The organism is Neorhizobium sp. T25_27 (assembly GCF_002968565.1).
Classification (GTDB): Bacteria; Pseudomonadota; Alphaproteobacteria; order Rhizobiales; family Rhizobiaceae; genus Neorhizobium; species Neorhizobium tomejilense.
Genome location: NZ_PVBJ01000010.1, coordinates 129,703 through 151,513, shown reverse-complemented (window position 1 = coordinate 151,513; position 21,811 = coordinate 129,703). Strand labels below are relative to the sequence as shown.

Genomic DNA, 21,811 nt, shown 5'->3' with positions numbered 1-21,811 from the left:
GCCCGAACGATGGTCGAAGGCTTTCGTATTGGCATGCCGTGCAATCCGAATTGCGAGCTTTGCATGCTGAAATTTATCATCAAACGTCTGCTATGGATGATCCCGTCGCTGTTTGCGGTCAGCTTCCTCGCCTTCGTTCTGATCCAGCTTCCGCCGGGCGACTTCGTCACCACCTATATCGCGACGCTTGCCTCTTCCAACGAAGTGGTCGATCAGAACACCGCAGCCGCACTCCGCGAGCGGTTCGGCCTCGACCAGTCCATGCTGGTGCAATACCTGAAATGGATCTGGGGAATTCTTTCCCGCGGTGATTTCGGCATCTCGTTCGAATGGCAGCAACCGGTCTCCGGCCTTATCTGGGAACGCATGGCGCTGACCCTAGTCCTCGCGCTCGCAAGCCTGATCGCCACCTGGGCGATCGCGCTGCCGATCGGCGTCTACTCGGCGGTCAAGAAATATTCGATCGGTGACTATGCATTCACGGCCTTCACGTTCTTCGGCCTGTCGATCCCGTCTTTCCTGTTGGCGCTGGTGCTGATGTATATCGCCGCCGTCGAGTTCGGCGCGGATGTCGGCGGCCTTTTCTCACCGGAATACGAGACGGCGCCTTGGAGCATTGCCAAGACGCTCGACCTTCTGTCGCGTCTGTGGTTGCCGGTGGCGATCCTCGCGGTATCCTCGACTGCGAGCCTGATCCGCGTCATGCGCGCCAACATGCTGGACGAGCTGCCCAAACCTTATGTCACGACCGCCCGTGCCAAGGGGCTCTCGGAGTTCCGGCTGCTGATCAAATACCCGCTGCGCATCGCGCTCAACCCATTCATCTCGACGATCGCCTGGCTTCTGCCCAACCTGATCTCCGGCTCGGTCGTGGTGGCGATCGTGCTCAACCTGCCGACAGCGGCGCCCCTGCTTCTCCAGGCGCTGATGGCGCAGGACATGTATCTCGCAGGCGCCTTCGTGCTCCTGATCTGCGCTCTCACGCTGATCGGCTCGCTGATCAGCGACATCCTGCTTGCGCTGGTCGATCCGCGCATCCGGCTCGAATAGGAGGCCCGAATGGTCGATGCAACCATCCTTAACGATCGCCCCGATCGCGTCGCCGTCGCGGCGCAATGGCAGCTGATCTGGTGGGCCTTCAAGCGGCACAAGCTCGCCATGGCCGCCCTTGTCGTCACCGTCGCGATGTACATTGTCGCGATCTTCCCGGGCTTCTTCGCGATCAACGACCCGATCCTGCAGAACGCCCGTTCAACCTTCCATCCGCCGCAGAGCATTCATTTCCTCGATACGGCCAACGGGTTCAGTTTTGGCCCCTATTATTACGGGATGAAGCTGACGCGCGATCCGAACACGCTTGCCGCCATCTTCGTCAAGGATACCAATACGAAGATTCCGATCCAGTTCTTCGGGCGTGGCTACACCTATTCGGTACTCGGCTTGTTCGAGACCGACATCCACCTCATCGCCACCACCGACAACAGCAAGCCGCTCTATCTCTTCGGCGCCGACCGTCTCGGACGCGACGTCTATAGCCGCACGGTGCAGGGGGCACAGATCTCGCTGTCGATCGGCCTGGTCGGCGTGTTCCTGTCGCTGCTGCTCGGCATCGTGCTCGGCGGCATTTCCGGATATTACGGCGGCCGGATCGACTTCGTCATGCAGCGCGTCATCGATTTCGTGCTGTCGCTGCCGACCATTCCGATCTGGCTGGCGCTCGCCGCGGCATTGCCGCAGGGGTGGCCGGCGGCGCTGCAATACATGATGATCACCATCATCCTGTCGTTCACTGGCTGGGCCCAGCTTGCCCGCGTCGTGCGCGGCCGCTTCCTGTCGCTGCGAACCGAGGAATTTGTCGCCGCCGCTCGTCTCGACGGCGTCTCGGAGGGCCGCATCATCTTCCGCCATATGCTGCCGAGCTTTTCGAGCCATATCATCGCCTCGATGACCTTGGCCGTGCCGGCGATGATCCTGGCGGAGACATCGCTCTCTTTCCTCGGCCTCGGCCTGCAGCCACCGACAGTTTCCTGGGGCGTTCTTCTGCGCGAGGCGCAGAACATCCGCTCCATCGCCACCGCGCCATGGCTGTTCATGCCCGGGCTCGCGGTCGTCATCGCCGTCATGGCACTCAACCTTTTCGGCGACGGTCTGCGTGATGCGGCCGACCCGTACAACAAGTGAGGCGCGGATGACCGATATCCTATCCATCACGCCCCGTCCTTCGATGGCAGCGGGCAAGACGCTGCTCGACGTGAAGAACCTGGTGACGGAGTTTCCACTTCGCACCGGCATCTTCAAGGCGGTCAACGACATCTCGTTTTCGATCGAGCCCGGCAAGACCCTGTGCGTGGTCGGCGAAAGCGGCTCCGGCAAATCCGTCACCGCCCGCTCGATCTTGCAGATCATCGACTCGCCCGGTCGCATCGCCTCCGGTTCGATCATCCTCAACCGCCAGGACGGCACGTCGGTCGACCTGGCGAGGCTTGATCCGCGCAGCAAGGCGATCCGCGCCGTCCGCGGCCGCGACATCGCGATGATCTTCCAGGAGCCGATGTCGTCGCTTTCGCCGGTGCACACCGTCGGCGACCAGATTACCGAGGTGCTGCGGCTGCATTTGAACATGAGCAAGGCGCAGGCCCGCAAGGAAGCGGCCGAACTGCTGCGGCAGGTGGAAATCCCCAATCCGGAACAGGCGCTCGACCGCTACGCCTTCCAGTATTCCGGCGGCATGCGCCAGCGCGCCATGATCGCCATGGCGCTTGCGTGCAAGCCGCAGCTGCTGATCGCCGACGAGCCGACCACCGCGCTCGACGTGACGACCCAGGCGGAAATCCTCGACTTGATCAAGCGCCTGCAGCAGACGACCGGAATGGCGGTGCTGTTCATCACCCACGACATGGGCGTGGTGGCACAGATTGCCGACGACGTGCTGGTCATGCATCACGGCGTCATCAAGGAATACGGGCCGGTCGACCAGATTTTCCATGCGCCGAAGGATCCCTATACGAAGATGCTTATCGGCTCCGTGCTGAAGCTGGAGCAGAAGGCGGAAATCCGCCTCGCCCGACCGCCGCTCGACACGACCGCCGAACCGATCCTCGACATCCGCAACCTGTCCATGCATTTCGGGGAGATGAAGGCGCTGAACGACGTGTCGATCGCTCTCCTGCCCGGCGAGACGCTCGGCATCGTGGGCGAAAGCGGTTCCGGCAAGACGACGCTGGGCCGCTCGATCATGCGGCTCTACGATCCGGCATCCGGCGAGATGCACTACCGCCGCGCCGATGGCAGGGTGGTCGATCTCGCCAGGCTTGAGGGGCGCGAACTGAAAGCCGCCCGTCGCGAGCTGCGCATGGTCTTCCAGGACCCGTTCGGTTCGCTCAACCCGCGCATGACGGTCGCGCAGGTGATCGGCGAGCCGCTGCTGGTCAACGGCCTGTCGAAGGGCAAGGAACTCGACGAGCGGGTCTGCCACCTGATGGATCAGGTCGGCCTCGACCCGGCAGGGCGGGAACGCTACCCGCACGCCTTTTCCGGCGGCCAGCGCCAGCGCATCGGCATCGCGCGGGCGATCACGCTCAATCCGCGCATCATCGTCGCGGACGAGGCGACCTCGGCGCTCGACGTCTCGGTGCGCTTCCAGGTTCTGGATCTCCTGATGCGGCTGCAGGACGAGCTCAAGCTCGCCTACATCTTCATCAGCCACGATATCGGCGTCATTCGCTACATGTGCGACCGGGTCGGCGTCATGTATCGCGGCCGGCTTGTCGAAGTCGGCGAAGCGGACAAGGTCTGCAACAACCCTGATCACCCCTACACGCAGGCATTGATTTCGGCCATCCCCCGGCCGGATCCCCGCGATCGCGATCGCTCCAAGCGGTTCCGGTACATCGAGCCAAGCCCCCATATCGATCCCAGCAACGTCAAGAATAGAAGTTCTGTGCGATGAAGATCACGGGAATCCGCACCTTTCTCATGCATGTGGGCCAGCCGCACCGTTCAAAATGGGCGTCCGACGACGCATCTGCTTCTTCCGGTCCGGGATCGTCCGAACGAGGTTATTTCGGCGGCACCCGCAACTGGCTGTTCCTGAAGATCGATACCGACGAGGGGATTACCGGCATCGGCGAATGCTCCGGCTGGCCGCGCGTCATCGAGACGGCGATCAAGGATCTCGCGCCGCTCCTGATCGGCGAGGACCCGACGCATATCGAAAAGCTGTGGCAGAAGATGATGATCGCCATGATGGGCCACGGCATGCTCGGCACGGTCGGTGGCGGTGCCATGACCGGCATCGACATGGCGCTCTGGGACATCAAGGGCAAGGCGCTCGGCGTGCCCGTCTGGAACCTGCTCGGCGGCAAGGTTCGCGACCATATTCCGATCTATTCGCATGCCAATACCGTGGAACAGGCGCTTGCCGTGAAGAGCCGCGGCATCAAGGCGATCAAATGCGGCGGCGTTTCCGATCCAGTCCGAAAGGTCGCCGCGTTGCGCGAAGCGGTCGGCGACGAAGTGGATATCGCCATCGACCTTCACGGTGCGCCATGGATGACGCCCGCCGATGCCTGCCGGCTGGTGCGCAAGCTCGAACCCTATGAGCTGATGTGGGTGGAAGACCCGATCGCGCCGGAGAACGTAGACGGCTACCGCCGCATCCGCGATGCAGCGCATGTGCCGCTTGCCGCCGGCGAACGCAGCGCCACGATTTTCGGTGAGCGCGAGCTGATCGAGAAGGAACTGGTCGACATCATCCAGCCGGATACCGGACGTGCCGGCGGCATTACCCAGATGAAGAAGATTGCCGCCATGGCGGAGGCGCACCACATCCAGTTCGCGCCGCATTCCGGCTCGCTCGGGCCGGTCGCCGAATATGCCGCTCTGCATTTGATGGCCGCGATCCCGAATGCGTTGATCCTGGAACGCCTCGACGACGACTGGGAGGGACGCAAGAGCGTGATCGTGCCGCATCCGGTCCAGGAAAACGGCTTGATCGTGGTGCCGGACGCGCCGGGACTGGGCTGCGATATCGACGAGGAATTCGTTGCCCGCTACCCGAGCCAGGGCAATCTTTCCCTACAGGTTCAGCCGGATAGCGGCGCCTATGCGCCGGGCACCTGGGGCGAACATCTCTATGTGCAGACGCGTGTGTCGCGTCGGCAGTATTTCGGCAAGTAAGGACACAGAAGATGAAGATCGACCGGATGCGGGTTTTCATGACCCGCGACAAGGACCGCCCGCGTGTCATCGTCGCGCTCGATACCGACGACGGCCTGACCGGCTGGGGCGAATGCTACAACCACGGTCCGGACAAGGCGCTGCCGCCGCTTCTCGACTATCTTTACGGCTTTGTTGCCGGCCAGGACCCGACGCGGGTGGACTACCTCGTCAATCTGATGATCCAGCAGAGCCGGTTTCCTCCCGGCGCCATGGGGCTTGCGGCAATCGCCGGCCTCGACCATTGCCTCTGGGATCTGGCTGCGAAAGCTGCGAGCCTGCCCGTCTACAAGCTGCTCGGCGGCGAGGTGCGCGACAAGATCAAGGTTTATGCCGGCGTCTACACCGCGCCGGATGCACCGGCGGCGCGCGATGAATTCGATCGGCTGAACGAAGGCTGGGGGTTCACCGCGTTCAAGCTCAGCCCCTGGCGGATCGATATGCATACCAACCGCTGGGGCAATGTGGTGAAGGCGTCGGCCGACTACTTTCGCCAACTCCGCGAGACGGTCCGCGACGACTACGAGATTGCCTTCGATGCGCATGCCAAGATCTACGAGCCCACCGCCGCCCGGCAGCTCGGCAACGCACTCGCACCCTACGACCCGCTGTTCTACGAGGAGCCACTCCGGCCGGAAAACATCGAGGCATGGGGTGAACTCAAGCAGGGGCTCGAATGCACGCTGGCGACGGGTGAAAGCCTCTACAGCCGCTACGAATTCCTGCGTCTACTGCAGGTGAAGGGCGCGGATCTGATCCAGCCGGACATCTGCGTCGTCGGCGGGCTTTCGGAAATGCGCCGCATCGCGACGCTTGCCGAGGCCTTTTATGTCGGCGTGGCCCCGCACAACCCGATGGGACCTCTGGCAACCGCGGTCAACGTGCATTTCTCGGCCGCCCAGCAGAATTTCAGGATCCTCGAATACCGCCTACCAACGGGCCAGGCCTACGTCTATGGCGGGACCGAAGTCGAGACCCGGGAAGCGTCGGCGCGTTACGTCGCCGATCCCTACCTGCCGAAGGACGGATATCTCGAGCTTCGCCCGGACCGTCCCGGCTGGGGCGTCGAGATGGACGAAAAGGCGATGCAGGAGGACGGCTACGTCCATTGGCAACGTCGCGTGCCGAAGCGGCCGGACGGGTCCTATGCCTTCGCCTGACATGACGGAGAAGGATTGGCCAGGCATTCGAAGCGGGCCGCTTGCGGCCCGTTTCCTGCCCGAAAACGGCGGCCGGATGACCCATCTCGTCCATGACCGGCTGGGCGATATCCTCGTGCCGACCGCCGGTCCGGCGTTCGAGCCGCTGAACTGGCCGAAGGCCGGCGCCTATCCGCTGTTTCCCTATCACAACAAGCTCCTCGGTGCGGCTTTCCTGCATGACGGCAAGCGTCATGAAGTTCTGCCGCACCCGGCGCTTCGGACCGATGCCCAGCACGGCCCGGCCCATCGCCGCGCCTGGCAGGTGGCCTCGCTCGGCACCGATCGGATCGAACTGGTGTTGGACTACCGCGCCGATCCGGACTGGCCCTTCGACTTTCGCGCTGTACAGCGCTTGGTGCTCGGCGACGACCGGCTCGATATCGAGCTTTCAATGACCAATACAGGACGGGCCTCCATGCCCGGTGGATTGGGCTGGCATCCGTATTTTGCGGCTGATCTCGGCAGGCCGGCATCCTGCGATGCCGGCAAGATTTGGCCGCCAGGTGACGCGGGCGTTCCAGACGGAGCCCGATCTGAAGCGCGCAATGCGAAACTGCTGCCGAACGAGGCTCATACCCTTTTTCTTTCGGACTGGCAGCGGGCCACGGTTGTCACCAACGGAGGCATCGAGGCCACGTTGACGGCTGGGCCGGAACTGAAACACCTCGTCGCTCATCGCACTGCGGACTATGTCTGCCTCGAACCCGTATCGCACGTTGCCGGCGCCTTCGGTTTTCCCCTTGGCAGTGGTTCAGGGCTTTTCGTGCTGCGGGCGGGGGAACAGCGCTCGGCAAGCTTTGCCTTTTCTTTCAAGGTCTTTTGAGAACGCCGGGAGATCGGGCCACTGTAGCGGTGCGATAGTCTCACTATGGGTTTTTATACTACAAAATGCCGTTTCTCGCCTTCGAGGTCCCGCGGGCGCCGGTCAAATGCTTGCGCATGAGAGCCGCCGCGACTTCGTTGTCGCCCACCGCGAGTCGCTCGAGTATTTCCAGATGCTCCCGGCAGGTGACGGCTACGCGATCTGCGCCATGCTGCCAGTTGTAGTTGGATAGACGACGAAGCTGGTTCTGGCGGTTCATCGCCTCCTCGATATAGCGGTTTCCCGACGCTGCGCTGATGCCGAGGTGGAATTCCGCGTTCATTTCGAACAGGGTGACGCTGGACGCGTCGGTCCAGGCCGCACTCAGCATTGCCTCGTGCCGTGATCGCATCGACCTGATCCAATCGGCGGAAAGCGAAAAATCCGGCGACAGGATGGCTGCGCATTCGATAAGCAGCCGAAAATCATAGCTTTCTTCTCGAGCACGCACGTCGCGGACCGGGTCGAAAAACTGCCACCCATAACCTTTTCGGCGCTGAATCACGCCGAGGCCTTCCAGCTTGATCAGCGCCTGGCGGACAGGCGTCCGCTCCTGCCCCGTCAACCGCATCAGTTCCAGCTCGGCGAACTGCTCCGGCAATTCGCCGTCCCGCCGCAGCTTGGCGATCGCGACGAGAAGTTCTTCATCGGCGGGCGGCGCCTCCAGTGTCTCTACCTTGGGAGGAATTGCCGAAAGCGTCATCCCCTTGTTTTGCTCGTGCTGCACGAAGCCGCGCGATTTCAGCAATTCGAGCGCCATTCGAACCGGCGTGCGGGACACGCGCAGCCGGTCCGCCAACTGGTTTTGGCGAAGTCTCGCCCCTGGCTGAAGATTGTCCTCGTGGATGACGTCGACGATGCGACGCATCAGGTCCTGCTGAAGAGGCGTGGATGCGTCTGACATTTCCGCTTGCCTTTCCGATTTTTTTGGTTTTTGTTGTATGAAATACTTTTTAGGTGAAGGCAAGCGTTCGGCCTGCCGCCATACAGCATCTGGAACACGCCACCATGACCTTGCCTCTTGCCTGCCCGCTCATCGAGATTTCTGGTACGCCATTCGAGCGCGGCCAACAATATGGCGAACAGGCGGCGCAGCGTATCCTCAAGGGCATCGGGCACTACAAGGACCAGCTGCATTCCTCCGGCTTGAAAGACGGCGACCTGGCGGCGATGATCGACCGTTTTGCCAGCGCGATCGAGGACTATGGCCCCCAGTATATCGAGGAGATGCGCGGCATCGCCAAGGCCGTGAATGCCGATCTGGCCGCAATCCTGCTGCTCAATGCACGCACCGAAATCCTCAAGCTTGCGCGCCGCCGGGAAAAGGGCCAGGCGGACTTCATCCAGTCGGACGGCTGCACCGGCGTTTTCGTCATGCCCTCCGCCACGCCTGACAACGTCTTCATCCACGCCCAGAACTGGGACTGGAAGGCTGAATGCGCCGAAACGGCGATCGTGCTCAAGATCAAACGCAGCGATGGACCCGATATCATCACCTTCACCGAAGCCGGCGGCCTTGCGCGTACGGGCTTCAACGCCGCCGGTATCTCGATCAGCGGCAACTACCTCGAAACCGACCGGGACTATCGGGAACTCGGCGTGCCGCTCGCCATCATCCGCCGCAAGGTTCTGGAACAGGACCATCTGGCGATGGCGATGCAGGCGGTTTACGGAACCCGCAAGTCGGCGTCGAACAACATGATGATCGGCCACGCCCATGGCGTCGCAATCGATTTCGAATGCGCGCCCGACGAAACTTTTCTGGTTCACCCGGAAAACGGCGTGCTGGTGCATGCCAACCATTTCCAGAGCCAGGTTGCGCTGTCAAAGCTGCTCGACAAGGGCGTCGTCAACATGCCGGACTCGCTCTACCGTGACCTGCGCGTCCGCCAGCTGATCGAACCGCATGTCGGCAAGGTCACGGTGGACACCGTCAAGACCGCGCTTTCCGATACGTTCGAAAGTCCCTGGTCGGTCTGCCGCCCGCCGCGCAAATCGCTGTCCAACAATCAGTCCGCAACGGTCGCCATGATCGTCATGGTGCCGGGAGAAGGCCGCATGGAGGTGGCATTGCTGCCGGCGCTTGGGCCGCACTTTTGGAATTACAGCCTCGATATGAGGATCAGGCCCGTCGAAGAGCCCCGCAAGGCTCAAACGAACGCGGCCTAACCAAAATCAATAAGGGAACAAATACGGGAGCCTCCAATGAAAGTTCAAAGTCTGTTGAAGACGACGGCAGCGATTGCGCTGCTGGCCACGACCGCCGCGGGCACGGCCTTGGCGCAGGACAAGACAATGCGGGTGCGCATCAATGCGGACATCCGCTCGACCGATCCCGGCGTCAACCGCGACGCCAATAGCGACGCCATCGTCCTGCACATGGTCGAGGGCCTCGTTGGGTACAAGGACGACGCCTCGATCGCGCCGCTGCTGGCAAAGTCGGTCGACATTTCCCCCGACGGCAAGGCCTATACGTTCAAGCTGCGTGACGGGCTGAAGTTCAGCAATGGCGAGCCGCTGACCTCCGCCGATGTCCTGTCCTCCTGGCAGCGCTACGTTGATCCCAAGACCGCCTGGCGGTGCCTCAAGGACGTGACGGGATCCGGCGTCGCCAATGTCACCAACGTGGCTGTGCCGGATGCCGCAACCGTCGTCTTCACGCTGGAGAAGCCGACCGCCCTCTTCCTCGCCACCATTGCCCGCACCGATTGCGGTGGCACCGGCATCTACCACAAGAGCTCGCTCGATGCGCAGGGCAAGTGGGTGAAGCCTGTCGGCACCGGCCCCTTCATGCTGCAGGAATGGCGCAGCGGCCAGTATGTGCAGCTCGCCGCCAATCCCAACTACGTCTCGCCCGGCGGCGCGCGCACCGGCTATGTCGGCGACAAGCAGCCGAAGATCGCGGCCACGCGCTTCATGGTCATTCCGGACGATGCTGCGGCCAAGGCCGCGCTCTATTCCGGAGATATCGACGTGCTAAGCGACGTCAACAACGCCGATGTCGAGGAACTCTCCGGCAGCGACAAGCTGAAGGTGGACAAGGTCGCCAGCATGGGCCTGACCAGTCTTCTTTTCCAGACCCGCGATCCGCTGCTCAAGGACATCCGTATCCGCAAGGCGCTACTGCTTTCCCTCGATATCGCGCAGATCTCGGAAGCCTTGACGAACGGCCAGTCGCCGGCGAACCTCTCGGTCATTCCGGTCCCGAGCCCCTATTCCGGCAAGCTGCAGAAGGAAATTCCGGCCCGCAATCTCGACGAGGCGAAGAAGCTGCTGGCGGACGCCGGATACAAGGGCCAGCCGATCAAGTGGCTGGCGACGAAGTTCTATCCGTCGCTCTTCGATGCCGCGGTTCTGGTCCAGGCGATGGCGCAGGAAGCCGGCATCAATATCGAGATCGAGACACTCGACTGGGCGACACTGCTCGACCGCTACACGGCCGGCAACTACTCCGCCATGTCGTTCACCTATTCCGCACGCCTCGATCCCTCGCTCTCCTATGACATGGTCAGCGGCAGCAAGGACAAGAGCCCGAACAAGGTGTGGGACAATCCGGAAGGCCTGAAGCTGATCGCCGCGAGCACAACGATCGGCGATGCCAAGGAGCGGCAGGTGCTGTTCGACAAGCTGGAAGGCATGATCCGCGCCGACGTCCCGTTGATCCCGCTCTATTCCGGCACCCGCATCGGTGCGGTGCGCGCCAATGTGGAAGGATACAAGACGTGGCCGGTCGGTTATCCGCGCATGTGGGGCGTTTCCTTCGCACAAGGGAAATAGCTGATGCACGCCCTTTCGAAATATATCGCGAAGCGACTGCTATGGACGCTTCCGACACTCCTGATCGTGGTCGTAATGGTGTTCTTCCTGGTGCGGATGATCCCCGGCGACCCCGCCCAGCTGATCCTCGGCGATAGCGCCAGCCCGGACGAGCTTGCCAACCTGCGCGCCAATCTCGGCCTCGATCGGCCGGTGCCGGTGCAGTTCCTGTATTGGCTCGGCAATGTCCTGCGGGGCGATCTCGGCCATTCCATCTCCAACGGCGCGCCGGTCCTGCCCCTGATGCTCGACCGCTTCCAGGTCAGCGCCACAATCGTTCTGGTCGCCGTAGCGTTCGCAACGCTGATCGCGGTTCCGGCCGGCCTTGTGGCGGCATGGCGGCAGAACGAGCATGTGGATATCGCCATCGTCGCCGCCTCGACGCTGCTGATGTCGGTTCCCAGCTTCTGGCTCGGCCTCGTCCTTCTGCTGGTCTTCGGATTGAAGCTCGGATGGCTGCCGGTCGTCGGCTACGTGCCGTTCACCGAAAAGCCCTGGACCGCGATCACCTACGTGATCCTGCCGGTCGTGACGTTGATGCTGATCGAAGTCGGCGTGCTCACCCGCATGATGCGCGCCAGCGCCATCGAGATCCTGCGGCTGGAATATGTCATGCACGCCCGCGCCAAGGGTCTTTCGGAACGAAAGGTCCTGCTTCGCCACGTGCTGCCCAATGCCTTCGCCCCGACCTGGACGATGATCGGGCTGGTGCTCGGCGGGCTCCTCGGCGGCATCGCGGTCCTGGAAACCGTCTTCACCTTGCCCGGCCTCGGGCGCCTCCTCGTCGATGCGATCTTTGCTCGCGACTATCCGGTGGTACAGGGATGTCTGTTGTTCACGGCCATGATCTACGTGATCGTCAATCTGATCGTCGATCTGTGTTATCCGCTGTTCGATCCGCGGGTCACCGCTTCATGATCAGGCAGCCCGCAAACCTCATCATCGGCTCAGCCCTTTTGATTTTCATCGGGGGCATGGCTCTTCTGGCTCTGTTCTGGACGCCCTACGAGCCGGCGGCGATCAAGCTCGTTGCCAAGCTGAAACCGCCATCGGCGCAATTCTGGCTCGGCACCGACGAATTCGGCCGCGATGTCGTCTCCCGCCTGATGACCGGGGCGGTGCAGAGCATGACGGTCGCCATCCTGACGGTCGCTTTCGCGATCACTGTCGGCACGATCACCGGCCTGATCGCGGGCTACACGCGAGGGCTGGTCGACCGGATCCTGATGGTCTTCAGCGACGCGCTCCTCGCCTTTCCCGGCACCTTGCTGGCGCTCGGCCTGATGGTGATTTCCGGCCCCAACAAATACGGCATCATCCTGGCGCTCGGGATCGCCTATTCCCCTTCCGTGCTGCGTGTTGTGCGGGCAAGCGTATTGTCGGCCAGAGAGCGGGAATATGTCGAGGCGTCGCGCGTCATCGGCAATTCCGAATTCGCCACCATGTTTCGCCATGTCCTGCCCAATTGCACCGCGCCGATCGTGGTGCTCGCTACCTCGATGTTCGGCTGGGTGGTGCTGGCGGAAAGCGGCCTGAGCTTCCTCGGCCTCGGCGTGCCTCCGCCGGCGCCGACCTGGGGCAACATGCTGTCTGCGGCGCGTACCTATATCGAAAAGGCCCCCTGGCTCGGGCTCGCCCCCGGCATCTGCATCTCAATGACGCTGCTCGGCATCAATTTGCTCGGAGATGCGCTGCGGGACCGCTTCGACCCAAGAATGGAGCAACGGTGATGAACCCAGACACTTCCCGGCCATTGCTCGACGTTCGCGATCTCCGCGTAACGACCTCGAACGGGCACCCGATCCTCCATGACGTGTCGTTCGACGTCGAGGCGGGCAGCATCGTCGCGCTGGTCGGCGAAAGCGGCAGCGGCAAGACGGTCGCCGCACGCGCAGCCATACGGCTGCTCCCAAAGGCAATCACGCCGGTCTCCGGAAAGATCCTGTTCGAAGGCAATGACGTCCTGAAGATGACAGGCGGCGAGATCCGCAAAGTTCGCGGCGCCGAGATCGGCATGGTCTTCCAGGAGCCGATGGTATCGCTCAATCCGGCGATGACGATCGGCGAACAGCTGGTCGAGGGGCTGCGGCTGCATGAGAGGCTGAGCCTCGAGGCGGCGCGCGCACGTGCGACGGAAATGCTGGAGCGGGTGAAAATCCCGAACCCCCAAGCCTGCCTGGCCGCATTCCCGCATCAGTTCTCGGGCGGCATGCGCCAGCGCATCATGCTCGCCTCTGTCATGCTGCTTCGGCCGAAACTGCTGATCGCCGACGAACCGACGACGGCGCTCGATACGCTCACCCAGCGCGAGGTCATGGAGGTCATGGTCGATCTGACGCGCACCTTCGGCACCTCGGTTCTGTTGATCACCCACAATCTCGGCCTCGTCGCCCAATACGCGAAGAAGGTCTTCGTTCTGGAGCGGGGCAGACTGATCGAGTCCGGTCCGGTCGAGGAGGTTCTGCATCGGCCGAAGGAGCAATATACCCGCACGCTGATCGACGCCCTGCCGAAACGTGACCACGGCCGCGCGCCACCCGCCGACGCGGAGCCGCTCATCGAGGCCCGCGGTGTTGAGGTGACCTTCTCCGGCGCCGGCAACATGTTCAGCACGGCGGAAAAGAAGCTTGCCGTGAGGGATGTTTCGCTTGGCGTGCGCCCGGGCGAAGTGGTCGCCGTCGTGGGCGGCTCCGGTTCCGGCAAGACCACGCTCGGGCGGGCAATGCTGGGCCTGCTGCCATTGTCCGGCGGAGACATCCTGTTTCGCGGGCACTCGATGGCATCCGCCGACCGGGCCGCTGCCCGTGATTATCGCCTGCAGTGCCAACTCGTCTTCCAGGATCCCTATTCGTCCCTCGACCCGCGGCAGAAGATTGCAGAAATCGTCGGCGAGCCGCTGGTACATGGCCCCAAACTCAGCGGCCTGGAAAAGTGCGAGCGGGTGAGTGACATTCTCAACGAAGTCGGCCTTGCCGGACTTGGCGACCGTTATCCGCATGCCTTGTCGGGCGGGCAGAGGCAGCGCGTCGCGATTGCGCGTGCGGTCATCCGCAATCCCGCTTTCGTCGTCGCCGACGAGCCCGTCTCGGCGCTCGACATGACGATCCAGAAGCAGGTTCTCGATCTCTTCCGCAAACTGCAGGAATACCACGGCTTCGCCTGCCTCTTCATTTCGCACGATCTCGGCGCCGTCTCCCGCGTCGCCGACCGGATCGTCGTCATGCAGCAGGGTTTGATCGTCGAGGAAGGCAGCGTCGGCCAGATCCTCGATCACCCGCAACACCCCTATACGCAGGCTCTGCTCAAGGCGACGCCGACCCTCGGCGTCGCGGCGTAACGGGATAAAAATTCGACGAGTATCGCCTCTCTGGGGCAGGAGAAATCCACCATGTTAACGGAAGAGTTCATCGCGATCGAAGGCCGGCTCGGCGCAAACAACTACAAGCCGCTCGACGTGGTTCTGGCGCGCGGCGCCGGCGTCTATGTCTGGGATACGGACGGAAACCGCTATCTGGACTGCCTGTCCGCCTATTCCGCCGTCAACCAGGGACATTGCCATCCAAAGATCCTGGCGGCGATGGTAGAGCAGGCGGGCAAGCTGACGCTGACCTCCCGGGCATTCCGCAACGACCAGCTCGCGCTGTTCTACGAGGAGCTCGCGGCGCTGACCAAGTCGCACAGGGTGCTTCCGATGAACAGCGGCGCGGAAGCCGTCGAAACCGCCGTCAAATCCGTGCGCAAGTGGGGTTACGAGGTCAAGAACATTCCCGAGGAACAGGCGGAAATCATCGTCTGCTCCAACAATTTCCACGGCCGGACGCTCGGCATCATCAGCTTCAGCACCGACGAGACGGCACGCAGGAATTTCGGTCCCTTCCTGCCCGGTTTCCGGGTTGTGCCGTTTGGCGATGCCGAGGCATTCGAGGGGGCGATCAATAAAAACACGGTCGCCTTCCTGGTTGAGCCGATCCAGGGCGAGGCGGGCGTGCTGATCCCGCCGGCGGGCTATTTTGCAAAGGTCCGCGAACTCTGCACGGCAAACAATGTCATGCTGATCCTGGACGAAATCCAGACCGGCCTCGGACGCACGGGCAAGCTGCTTGCGGAAGAACATGAGGCGATCGAGGCAGACGTGACCCTGGTCGGCAAGGCATTGTCCGGCGGCTTCTATCCCGTCTCAGCGGTGCTTTCCAACAACGAGGTGCTGGGCACGCTGAAACCGGGGCAGCATGGTTCGACCTTCGGCGGCAACCCGCTCGCCTGTGCTGTCGCCCGCGCGGCACTGAGGGCGCTGACAGAAGAGGGCATGATCGAGAATGCCGCCGAGCAGGGCGATTATTTCCTTCGGGGGCTGAAGGACATTCGCAGCGACTCCATTCGCGACGTGCGCGGGCGCGGGCTGATGCTTGCCGTGGAACTTGATCCGCAGGCCGGCGGCGCACGCCGTTACTGCGAGCTACTCCGCATGTCGGGCATCCTCGCCAAGGAGACGCATGATCACACCATTCGTCTTGCGCCCCCACTGGTGATCGAGCGCGGGCAGATAGACTGGGCGCTGGAACGGCTGACGCCGGTTCTGAGCGGCATGCACTGATCAGGAAACGAGGACGCGATGCAGAATTCCCAATCCATCTGGACAATCGTCGACGACAAAAGCGCCGCTTTTTTTGACCTCAGCGACCGCGTCTGGGGGACGCCGGAGATCAATTACGAGGAGTTCCGTTCCTCAGCCGAACATCTGCGGCTTCTCGAGGCCGAGGGCTTCAGGATCGAGCGCAACATTGCCGGCATTCCGACCGCCGTCATGGGAGAGGCCGGCGAGGCTGGTCCGGTCATCGCCATTCTCGGGGAGTATGACGCGCTTCCAGGGCTCAGCCAGGAGGCAGGCGTCCCCGAACCGCGGCCCGTCGTTGCCGGCGGCCACGGCCATGGCTGCGGTCACAACCTTCTCGGGGCCGGCTCGATGCTGGCCGCCGCCGCGGTGAAGGACTATCTCGCTGCCCACGGATTGAAGGGCCGCGTCCGCTATTACGGCTGCCCGGCGGAGGAAGGCGGGTCTTCCAAAGGCTTCATGGTGCGTGCCGGCGTCTTCGACGATGTCGACATCGCGATTTCGTGGCATCCCGCCGCCTTCAGCGGCGTCAACAACCCGATCTCGCTTGCCTGCAGCGAGATGAACTTTCATTTCTGCGGGCGCGCTTCGCATGCGGCGGCGACGCCCCATCTCGGGCGCAGCGCCCTCGACGCGGTCGAGTTGATGAATGTCGGTGTGAACTTCCTGCGGGAACACATGCCGACGACCGCCCGTATTCATTACGCGATTACCGATGCGGGCGGTTCGGCGCCGAACGTGGTCCAGGCCAATGCCACGGTTCGTTATCTCGTGCGGGCGAGAACGCTTCCCGAGCTTCTTTCGCTCGTCGCCCGGGTCAAGCGTGTAGCCGAAGGCGCCGCCTGGATGACCGAAACGACCATGAAGCAGGAAATCATATCCGGCGATGCCAACCTGATGGGCAACGAGCCGCTGGAGGAATGCATGCATGCGCAGCTTGAGCGCCTGGGTCCTGTCGTATTCGACGAAACCGACAAGGCGACCGCCCTAAAATTCCAGGCGACCTTCACGCCGGAGGAGATCGCCTCGTCATACGCCCGCTTCCATCTCAGAGCGAAGAAGGACGAACCGCTCTGCGATCTCATCGTTCCGCTCTATGCAGGCGATGGATCGATGGTCGGATCGACCGATGTCGGCAGCGTGAGCTGGGTGGTGCCGACCGTACAGATGCGCGGGGCCACATATGCGATCGGCACGCCCGGCCATTCGTGGCAGCTCGTTGCCCAGGGCAAGTTACCCGCCGCCCACAAGGGCATGGCGCATGCCGCAAAGGTCATGGCGGGCACCGCCATCGAACTCATCCGTAATCCGGCGCTGGTCGAGGCGGCCAAGGCGGATCTTCGGGACCGGCTGGATGGCAATCCCTTCGTCAACCCCATCCCGGACGACGTGATGCCGCCGATACCACCACCCTCCGTCGACCGGCTGGATGCGGCGGAGTGACGGTGCAGATACCCAGGAAGACCGACTTCATCTGATCGAAGAATGAAAGCAATGCACATGCAGCAGCTCAACGCCAATTCGCTGGAATCCTACTGGATGCCTTTCACGGTCAACCGGGACTTCAAGAAGAAGCCGCAGATCATCACCGGCGCGTCGGGCATGTATTACCACATGAGTGACGGCCACCGGCTTCTGGACGGGATCGCCGGTCTCTGGTGCGTGAACGCGGGGCATGGGCATCCAAAGATCGTCGAGGCGATCCAGGAACAGGCCGCACGGCTTGATTTCGCCTCCTCGTTCGGGCTCGGCCATCCGCTCGCCTTCGAATATGCCAGCCGGCTGACAGCCGTCGCGCCCGAAGGGCTGGATCACGTCTTCTTCACCAATTCCGGGTCGGAGGCCACCGATACAGCGCTCAAGCTTGCCCTCGCCTATCACCATGCGCGCGGCGAAGGACAGCGGCAGCGCATCGTCGGTCGCCAGCGCGGTTATCACGGCGTCGGTTTCGGAGGGCTTTCAGCGGCAGGCATGGGACCGCACAAGAAGCAGTTCGGCATGCTTTTGCCGGGTGCGGCCCACATGCCCCATACGCATGATCCCGCCCGCAACGCCTTCAGCCGCGGCCAGCCGGATCACGGCGCGGAGATCGCCGACGCGCTCGAACAGATGCTGCAGACCTTCGATCCATCGACGGTCGCAGCGGTGATCGTGGAGCCGATTGCCGCCTCGACAGGCGTGCTGATCCCGCCGGCTGGGTACCTGGAACGGCTGAGGGAAATCTGCACGCGCCACGGCATTCTGCTGATCTTCGACGAAGTGGTCACCGGCTTCGGCCGCCTCGGCCGCCCGTTCGCGGCCGACCGTTTTGGCGTCACCCCCGACCTCATCGCCATCGCCAAGGGCATGACGAACGGTGCGGTCCCGATGGGCGGCGTCATCAGTCCCAACAATATCTACGAAACGCTGATGGAAATCGCCCCGCTAGGTGCCGTGGAGTTCTCGCATGGATATACCTATTCAGGTCATCCGCTGGCTTGCGCGGCGGCCCTGGCGACGCTGAACGTCTATCTCAACGACGGCGTGTTCGAGCGGGCAGCGGCGATCGAGCCGGTCTGGCAGGAGAAGGCCCATTCGCTCAAGGGCCTGCCTGCCGTGGTGGACATCCGCAATCTCGGGCTGCTTGCCGGCATCGAACTTGGCGAAGACGTCGCCGTCGGCAAGGCCATGGCAAGGAAGGTCTACGATTTCTGTTTCGAGCAGGGCGTGATGATACGGCCTGTGGCAAACACCATCGTTCTTTCTCCTCCCCTTGTCATTTCGGAGACGGAAATCGATATGCTGTTTTCAGCCATCGCGGCCGGCTTGAAGACATTGTAGCGCGGGCGGCGGATGGCATTGCTGACCGGTATGCGTGCGAAAATCGAGATCGACGGCCTGAGCTATGATCTGATCGACTTGCCGGCCGAGGCAGGCGACGGTCTCGCACGCATGCCGTATATCCATAGGATATTGCTGGAAAACGTTCTAAGGACGGCCGGCGAGGATGCTTTGCGGGCCAAGGCCGCCATCGCCGCATGGCTGAAGACGGGCCAGAGCGACGTCGAAATCCCGTTCCTGCCGAACCGCGTCCTGATGCATGACACCACTTGCGGCCCGGCGCTGGTCGATATCGCCGGCATGCGTTCCGCACTGGCGGAAGCAGGAGGCGATCCGGCGCTGCTCAATCCCGTCGTCCCCGTCGACGTTTCCACCGATCACTCGCTGGCGGTCGATGTTTTCGGGACGACCGGCGCCGCAGAACACAATATGAAGCGGGAATATGAGCGCAATGCCGAGCGCTACAGCTTCATGAAATGGGCGACGAATACGCTCACCGGTTTCCGCGCCCATCCGCCCGGCACCGGTATCATGCACACGCTCAATCTCGAACGCCTGGCGACCGTGGTGTCGGCGCATCAGCGGGATGGCCGGCTTTGGGCTATCCCGGATACCTTGATCGGAACCGACAGCCACACGCCGATGATCAACGGGATCGGCGTTCTGGCATGGGGTGTGGGTGGTCTTGAAGCGGAGAGCGTCCTTTTCGGCATGCCGGTCACGCTGCGTGTGCCCGACGTCGTCGGCGTTCGCCTGACAGGAAAGCTGAGACAAGGGGTTCTTGCGACCGATCTCGCGCTCGTGGTGACGCATCTGCTGCGTCAGATCGACCTCCAGGACAAGTTCGTCGAGTTTTACGGGCCTGGCGTCACCAATCTGGCCGCCGGCGACCGCGCGGTCGTGGCCAATATGGCCCCTGAGTTTGGTGCCAATAGCGGCTACTTCCCGGTCGATCGCCGGTCGATCGACTATCTCTTGCAAACCGGCCGCAGCAACGAGCACGTGCGGCTTGTCGAATGTTATGCGAAACGGGCTGGCATCTGGTTCGATCCGGAGGCCAATCCCCGCTACAGCTCGACGCTCAACCTCGATCTCAGCGACGTTGAACCCAGCCTCGCAGGCCCGCGCCGTCCGCAGGACAGGATCGCCGTCGGCGAAACGCGAGCAGCCATCCGGAAAATAACGGGGACCCGGGAAAATCCTCCCCTTGAAGGCAGACCAAACGACGGAGCGGTGGCGATCGCCGCGATCACCAGCTGTACGAACACCTCCGATCCGCGGCTTCTCGTGGCCGCCGGTCTTCTCGCGCGCAAGGCTCGCGGCTATGGCCTGCGGCCGCCGCATTGGGTGAAGACTTCGCTTGCCCCGGGATCGCCAACCGCCGGGCGCTATCTCGTCCGCGCCGGCCTGCTGAATGACCTGGAAGCGGTCGGCTTCGGCATCGTCGGTTACGGCTGCACGACCTGTATCGGCAATTCCGGTCCTCTGACCAAGCCCGTCGCAGACGCGATGGCCGAGCGCCAGATACTGCCCGTCGCGGTCCTCTCCGGTAACCGGAACTTCCCCGGCCGGGTTCATGCGCAGCTGGAAGCCGGGTTCCTCGCCTCGCCGCCGATGGTCGTTGCTTTCGCGCTCGCCGGAACTGTCGAGATCGACATCCTCCACGACCCGATCGGCGTTTCCGCCGACGGCACGCCCGTGACGCTCGCGATGCTCTGGCCCAGCGCCGAGGAAATCGACCTGCTTTTCGCCAAGGCTTCGAGTGTCAGCGACTTCGCGGCGACCTACGAGGCGGCGGAGACGAGCCCGGCCTGGAAAGACCTCGCCGCCCCGTCGAGCATCCTGTTCCCGTGGAATGAAAACTCCACTTATGTAAGGCGCCCGCCCTTCGCGAGCTTCGGGGAAGGAACCCGGCTCGGCACCTACCAGGGTTATCCGATCCTTGTTCTCGGCGACGACATGACGACCGACCATATTTCGCCGGCCGGTGCGATCCCGGCACAGGGAGAGGCCGGACGATATCTCATCGAGCGCGGCGAAAACCCCAGCGATCTCAACGTCTTTTCCTCGCGGCGCGGAAACTGGGAGGTCATGATCCGCGGCCTGTTCACCAACAAGGCGGCGCGCAACCTCCTGGCGCCGGATATCACGCTGGGCTTCACAGTCCATGCCGGGTCGGGAGAACCGCTGCCGTTGTGGGATGCGGCGCAGCGCTACAAGGCCGAAGGCAGGTCCGTCGTCATTGTCGCCGGCGCACGATACGGAATGGGCTCGTCCCGCGATTGGGCGGCCAAGGGTGCGGCGCTCCTCGGGGTGCGGGCGGTTCTGGCCTCCAGCTTCGAGCGCATTCACCGTTGGAACCTGATCGGCATGGGCATCCTTCCTCTGCGCCTTCCGCATGATCAGGCGCCGGAGACACTCAAACTCCGCCCCGGCGATGTCCTGACCGTCCAGGCTGAACCGGAGATGATTTCTCCGCGCTGCGACGTGCCGGTATCTGTCAGGCGAACCGACGGCTCCTCGAGGATATTCAAGACGTCGGCTGCAATCGAAACGAATGCCGAGGTCGAACTGCTGCGCGCCGGTGGCATCCTTCCGCTGATCCTCAGGCGTTACCTTGCCAAGTCGGCACCCGGCGCTGGATCCCCGGAATTTCTCCGGGCCTAAGCGTCCTGGAACTATCGCTCCTTCTCTCAGTTAGTGGGTCCCACACAACCAAAGAGGAAATGCGATGGCAGATACATCCGAAACCCGCTCCATCTTCGTGACCGGCCTCAAGAACGCGCACGCCATGGAAAACCAGGCCCTGTCGATCATGAAGCCGCAGGTCTCGCGGATCGAAAACTATCCGGAGGTGGCGGCGCGGCTCGAGCAGCATATCCGTGAGACGGAGGGCCAGATCGCCAGGATCGAGGACGTTCTCAAGAGCTTGGCGGAAGATCATTCGAGCTTGAAGGACATGGCATTGTCCCTCACCGGCAGCATGGCGGCGATGGGACACAGCGTTGCCGGCGACGAAATCATCAAGAACTCGCTCGCCAATTTCGCTTTCGAGAATTACGAGATCGCCGCCTACAAGTCGCTCATCACCATCGCCGAACATGGCGGCTTTCCGGGACTGGCGCCAGCGCTGAAAAGCAATCTCGAGGAAGAGATCGCCATGGCCAAATGGCTGGACGACAATCTGAAGAGCGTGACGATGAAGTTCGCCTCGCTCAAGGAAGCGGGCGAACGTGCCAAGATCTGACCAACGCCGTTCCTTTCCCGGTCGATCCTGCGGGC

The 21,811-nt window shown here is 62.8% G+C and carries 17 protein-coding genes; 16 read left to right on the top strand and 1 reads right to left on the bottom strand.

The features are described from left to right. Positions 1-63: 63 nt before the first annotated feature. From C5J24_RS24330 to C5J24_RS24305, 6 genes are read left to right on the top strand one after another with little or no spacing between them, the layout of a single operon-like run. On the top strand, positions 64-1,050 hold the full coding sequence (locus tag C5J24_RS24330) for an ABC transporter permease (RefSeq protein ID WP_037085996.1): 987 nt from the start codon (positions 64-66) through the stop codon (positions 1,048-1,050). A gap of 9 nt (positions 1,051-1,059) precedes the next feature. Continuing rightward, entirely contained in the window at positions 1,060-2,181 is a 1,122-nt protein-coding gene (locus tag C5J24_RS24325; RefSeq protein ID WP_105401766.1) for an ABC transporter permease, read from the top strand. 7 nt (positions 2,182-2,188) lie between these two features. Next, positions 2,189-3,949 (top strand): ABC transporter ATP-binding protein, encoded by a 1,761-nt coding sequence (locus C5J24_RS24320; RefSeq protein ID WP_105421572.1) that lies wholly within the window; start codon positions 2,189-2,191, stop codon positions 3,947-3,949. Then, positions 3,946-5,178 carry a mandelate racemase/muconate lactonizing enzyme family protein gene (locus C5J24_RS24315; protein WP_105401764.1) on the top strand — a complete coding sequence of 411 codons (1,233 nt, stop codon included), beginning with the start codon at positions 3,946-3,948 and terminating at the stop codon, positions 5,176-5,178. Before C5J24_RS24320 ends, C5J24_RS24315 begins: the two co-directional genes overlap by 4 nt. An 11-nt stretch (positions 5,179-5,189) precedes the next feature. Beyond that, positions 5,190-6,377 (top strand): galactarate dehydratase, encoded by a 1,188-nt coding sequence (locus tag C5J24_RS24310; protein WP_105421570.1) that lies wholly within the window; start codon positions 5,190-5,192, stop codon positions 6,375-6,377. Then, positions 6,364-7,242 (top strand): galactose mutarotase, encoded by an 879-nt coding sequence (locus C5J24_RS24305; protein ID WP_105401762.1) that lies wholly within the window; start codon positions 6,364-6,366, stop codon positions 7,240-7,242. Before C5J24_RS24310 ends, C5J24_RS24305 begins: the two co-directional genes overlap by 14 nt. A 58-nt stretch (positions 7,243-7,300) precedes the next feature. Here C5J24_RS24305 and C5J24_RS24300 read toward each other — a convergent pair whose 3' ends face one another. Next, entirely contained in the window at positions 7,301-8,185 is an 885-nt protein-coding gene (locus C5J24_RS24300; RefSeq protein ID WP_105401761.1) for a GntR family transcriptional regulator, read from the bottom strand. 104 nt (positions 8,186-8,289) lie between these two features. Here C5J24_RS24300 and C5J24_RS24295 point away from each other — a divergent pair, with 104 nt between their 5' ends. From C5J24_RS24295 to C5J24_RS24250, 10 genes are all read left to right on the top strand, one after another. Continuing rightward, on the top strand, positions 8,290-9,450 hold the full coding sequence (locus C5J24_RS24295) for a C45 family peptidase (protein WP_105421568.1): 1,161 nt from the start codon (positions 8,290-8,292) through the stop codon (positions 9,448-9,450). Positions 9,451-9,486: 36 nt separating this feature from the next. Beyond that, a complete protein-coding gene (locus C5J24_RS24290) occupies positions 9,487-11,058 on the top strand; it encodes an ABC transporter substrate-binding protein (protein WP_105421566.1) in 1,572 nt (523 codons plus the stop codon). Between the two features lie 3 nt (positions 11,059-11,061). Next, positions 11,062-12,015, top strand: a complete 954-nt coding sequence (locus tag C5J24_RS24285) for an ABC transporter permease (RefSeq protein ID WP_105421564.1) — start codon at positions 11,062-11,064, stop codon at positions 12,013-12,015. Next, positions 12,012-12,827: an ABC transporter permease gene (locus C5J24_RS24280; protein ID WP_046606521.1), complete on the top strand. Its 816-nt coding sequence runs from the start codon at positions 12,012-12,014 to the stop codon at positions 12,825-12,827. The genes C5J24_RS24285 and C5J24_RS24280 overlap by 4 nt, the downstream gene beginning before the upstream one ends. Continuing rightward, positions 12,827-14,434, top strand: a complete 1,608-nt coding sequence (locus tag C5J24_RS24275; RefSeq protein ID WP_105421562.1) for a dipeptide ABC transporter ATP-binding protein — start codon at positions 12,827-12,829, stop codon at positions 14,432-14,434. Before C5J24_RS24280 ends, C5J24_RS24275 begins: the two co-directional genes overlap by 1 nt. 51 nt (positions 14,435-14,485) lie before the next feature. Continuing rightward, positions 14,486-15,691, top strand: a complete 1,206-nt coding sequence (rocD, locus tag C5J24_RS24270; protein WP_105421560.1) for an ornithine--oxo-acid transaminase — start codon at positions 14,486-14,488, stop codon at positions 15,689-15,691. A gap of 18 nt (positions 15,692-15,709) precedes the next feature. Further along, entirely contained in the window at positions 15,710-17,152 is a 1,443-nt protein-coding gene (locus C5J24_RS24265) for a M20 family metallopeptidase (RefSeq protein WP_105421558.1), read from the top strand. A 42-nt stretch (positions 17,153-17,194) separates the two neighbouring features. Next, on the top strand, positions 17,195-18,529 hold the full coding sequence (locus C5J24_RS24260; protein ID WP_245446773.1) for an aminotransferase class III-fold pyridoxal phosphate-dependent enzyme: 1,335 nt from the start codon (positions 17,195-17,197) through the stop codon (positions 18,527-18,529). A 30-nt stretch (positions 18,530-18,559) separates the two neighbouring features. Further along, entirely contained in the window at positions 18,560-21,196 is a 2,637-nt protein-coding gene (gene acnA, locus C5J24_RS24255; RefSeq protein WP_105421698.1) for an aconitate hydratase AcnA, read from the top strand. Between the two features lie 64 nt (positions 21,197-21,260). Beyond that, a complete protein-coding gene (locus C5J24_RS24250) occupies positions 21,261-21,776 on the top strand; it encodes a ferritin-like domain-containing protein (protein WP_105421556.1) in 516 nt (171 codons plus the stop codon). The last annotated feature ends 35 nt before the right edge of the window (positions 21,777-21,811 follow it).

Excerpts from the sequence above, each read along its gene's own strand:
- C5J24_RS24275 (WP_105421562.1), top strand. The coding sequence starts at position 12,827 with ATGAACCCAGACACTTCCCGGCCATTGCTCGACGTTCGCGATCTCCGC.
- C5J24_RS24260 (WP_245446773.1), top strand. The coding sequence starts at position 17,195 with ATGAAAGCAATGCACATGCAGCAGCTCAACGCCAATTCGCTGGAATCC.
- C5J24_RS24285 (WP_105421564.1), top strand. The coding sequence starts at position 11,062 with ATGCACGCCCTTTCGAAATATATCGCGAAGCGACTGCTATGGACGCTT.
- C5J24_RS24280 (WP_046606521.1), top strand. The coding sequence starts at position 12,012 with ATGATCAGGCAGCCCGCAAACCTCATCATCGGCTCAGCCCTTTTGATT.
- C5J24_RS24325 (WP_105401766.1), top strand. The coding sequence starts at position 1,060 with ATGGTCGATGCAACCATCCTTAACGATCGCCCCGATCGCGTCGCCGTC.
- C5J24_RS24310 (WP_105421570.1), top strand. The coding sequence starts at position 5,190 with ATGAAGATCGACCGGATGCGGGTTTTCATGACCCGCGACAAGGACCGC.
- C5J24_RS24250 (WP_105421556.1), top strand. The coding sequence starts at position 21,261 with ATGGCAGATACATCCGAAACCCGCTCCATCTTCGTGACCGGCCTCAAG.
- C5J24_RS24290 (WP_105421566.1), top strand. The coding sequence starts at position 9,487 with ATGAAAGTTCAAAGTCTGTTGAAGACGACGGCAGCGATTGCGCTGCTG.
- C5J24_RS24295 (WP_105421568.1), top strand. The coding sequence starts at position 8,290 with ATGACCTTGCCTCTTGCCTGCCCGCTCATCGAGATTTCTGGTACGCCA.
- rocD (WP_105421560.1), top strand. The coding sequence starts at position 14,486 with ATGTTAACGGAAGAGTTCATCGCGATCGAAGGCCGGCTCGGCGCAAAC.
- C5J24_RS24265 (WP_105421558.1), top strand. The coding sequence starts at position 15,710 with ATGCAGAATTCCCAATCCATCTGGACAATCGTCGACGACAAAAGCGCC.
- C5J24_RS24320 (WP_105421572.1), top strand. The coding sequence starts at position 2,189 with ATGACCGATATCCTATCCATCACGCCCCGTCCTTCGATGGCAGCGGGC.
- C5J24_RS24330 (WP_037085996.1), top strand. The coding sequence starts at position 64 with ATGCTGAAATTTATCATCAAACGTCTGCTATGGATGATCCCGTCGCTG.
- C5J24_RS24300 (WP_105401761.1), bottom strand. The coding sequence starts at position 8,185 with ATGTCAGACGCATCCACGCCTCTTCAGCAGGACCTGATGCGTCGCATC.
- C5J24_RS24305 (WP_105401762.1), top strand. The coding sequence starts at position 6,364 with ATGCCTTCGCCTGACATGACGGAGAAGGATTGGCCAGGCATTCGAAGC.
- acnA (WP_105421698.1), top strand. The coding sequence starts at position 18,560 with ATGCGTGCGAAAATCGAGATCGACGGCCTGAGCTATGATCTGATCGAC.
- C5J24_RS24315 (WP_105401764.1), top strand. The coding sequence starts at position 3,946 with ATGAAGATCACGGGAATCCGCACCTTTCTCATGCATGTGGGCCAGCCG.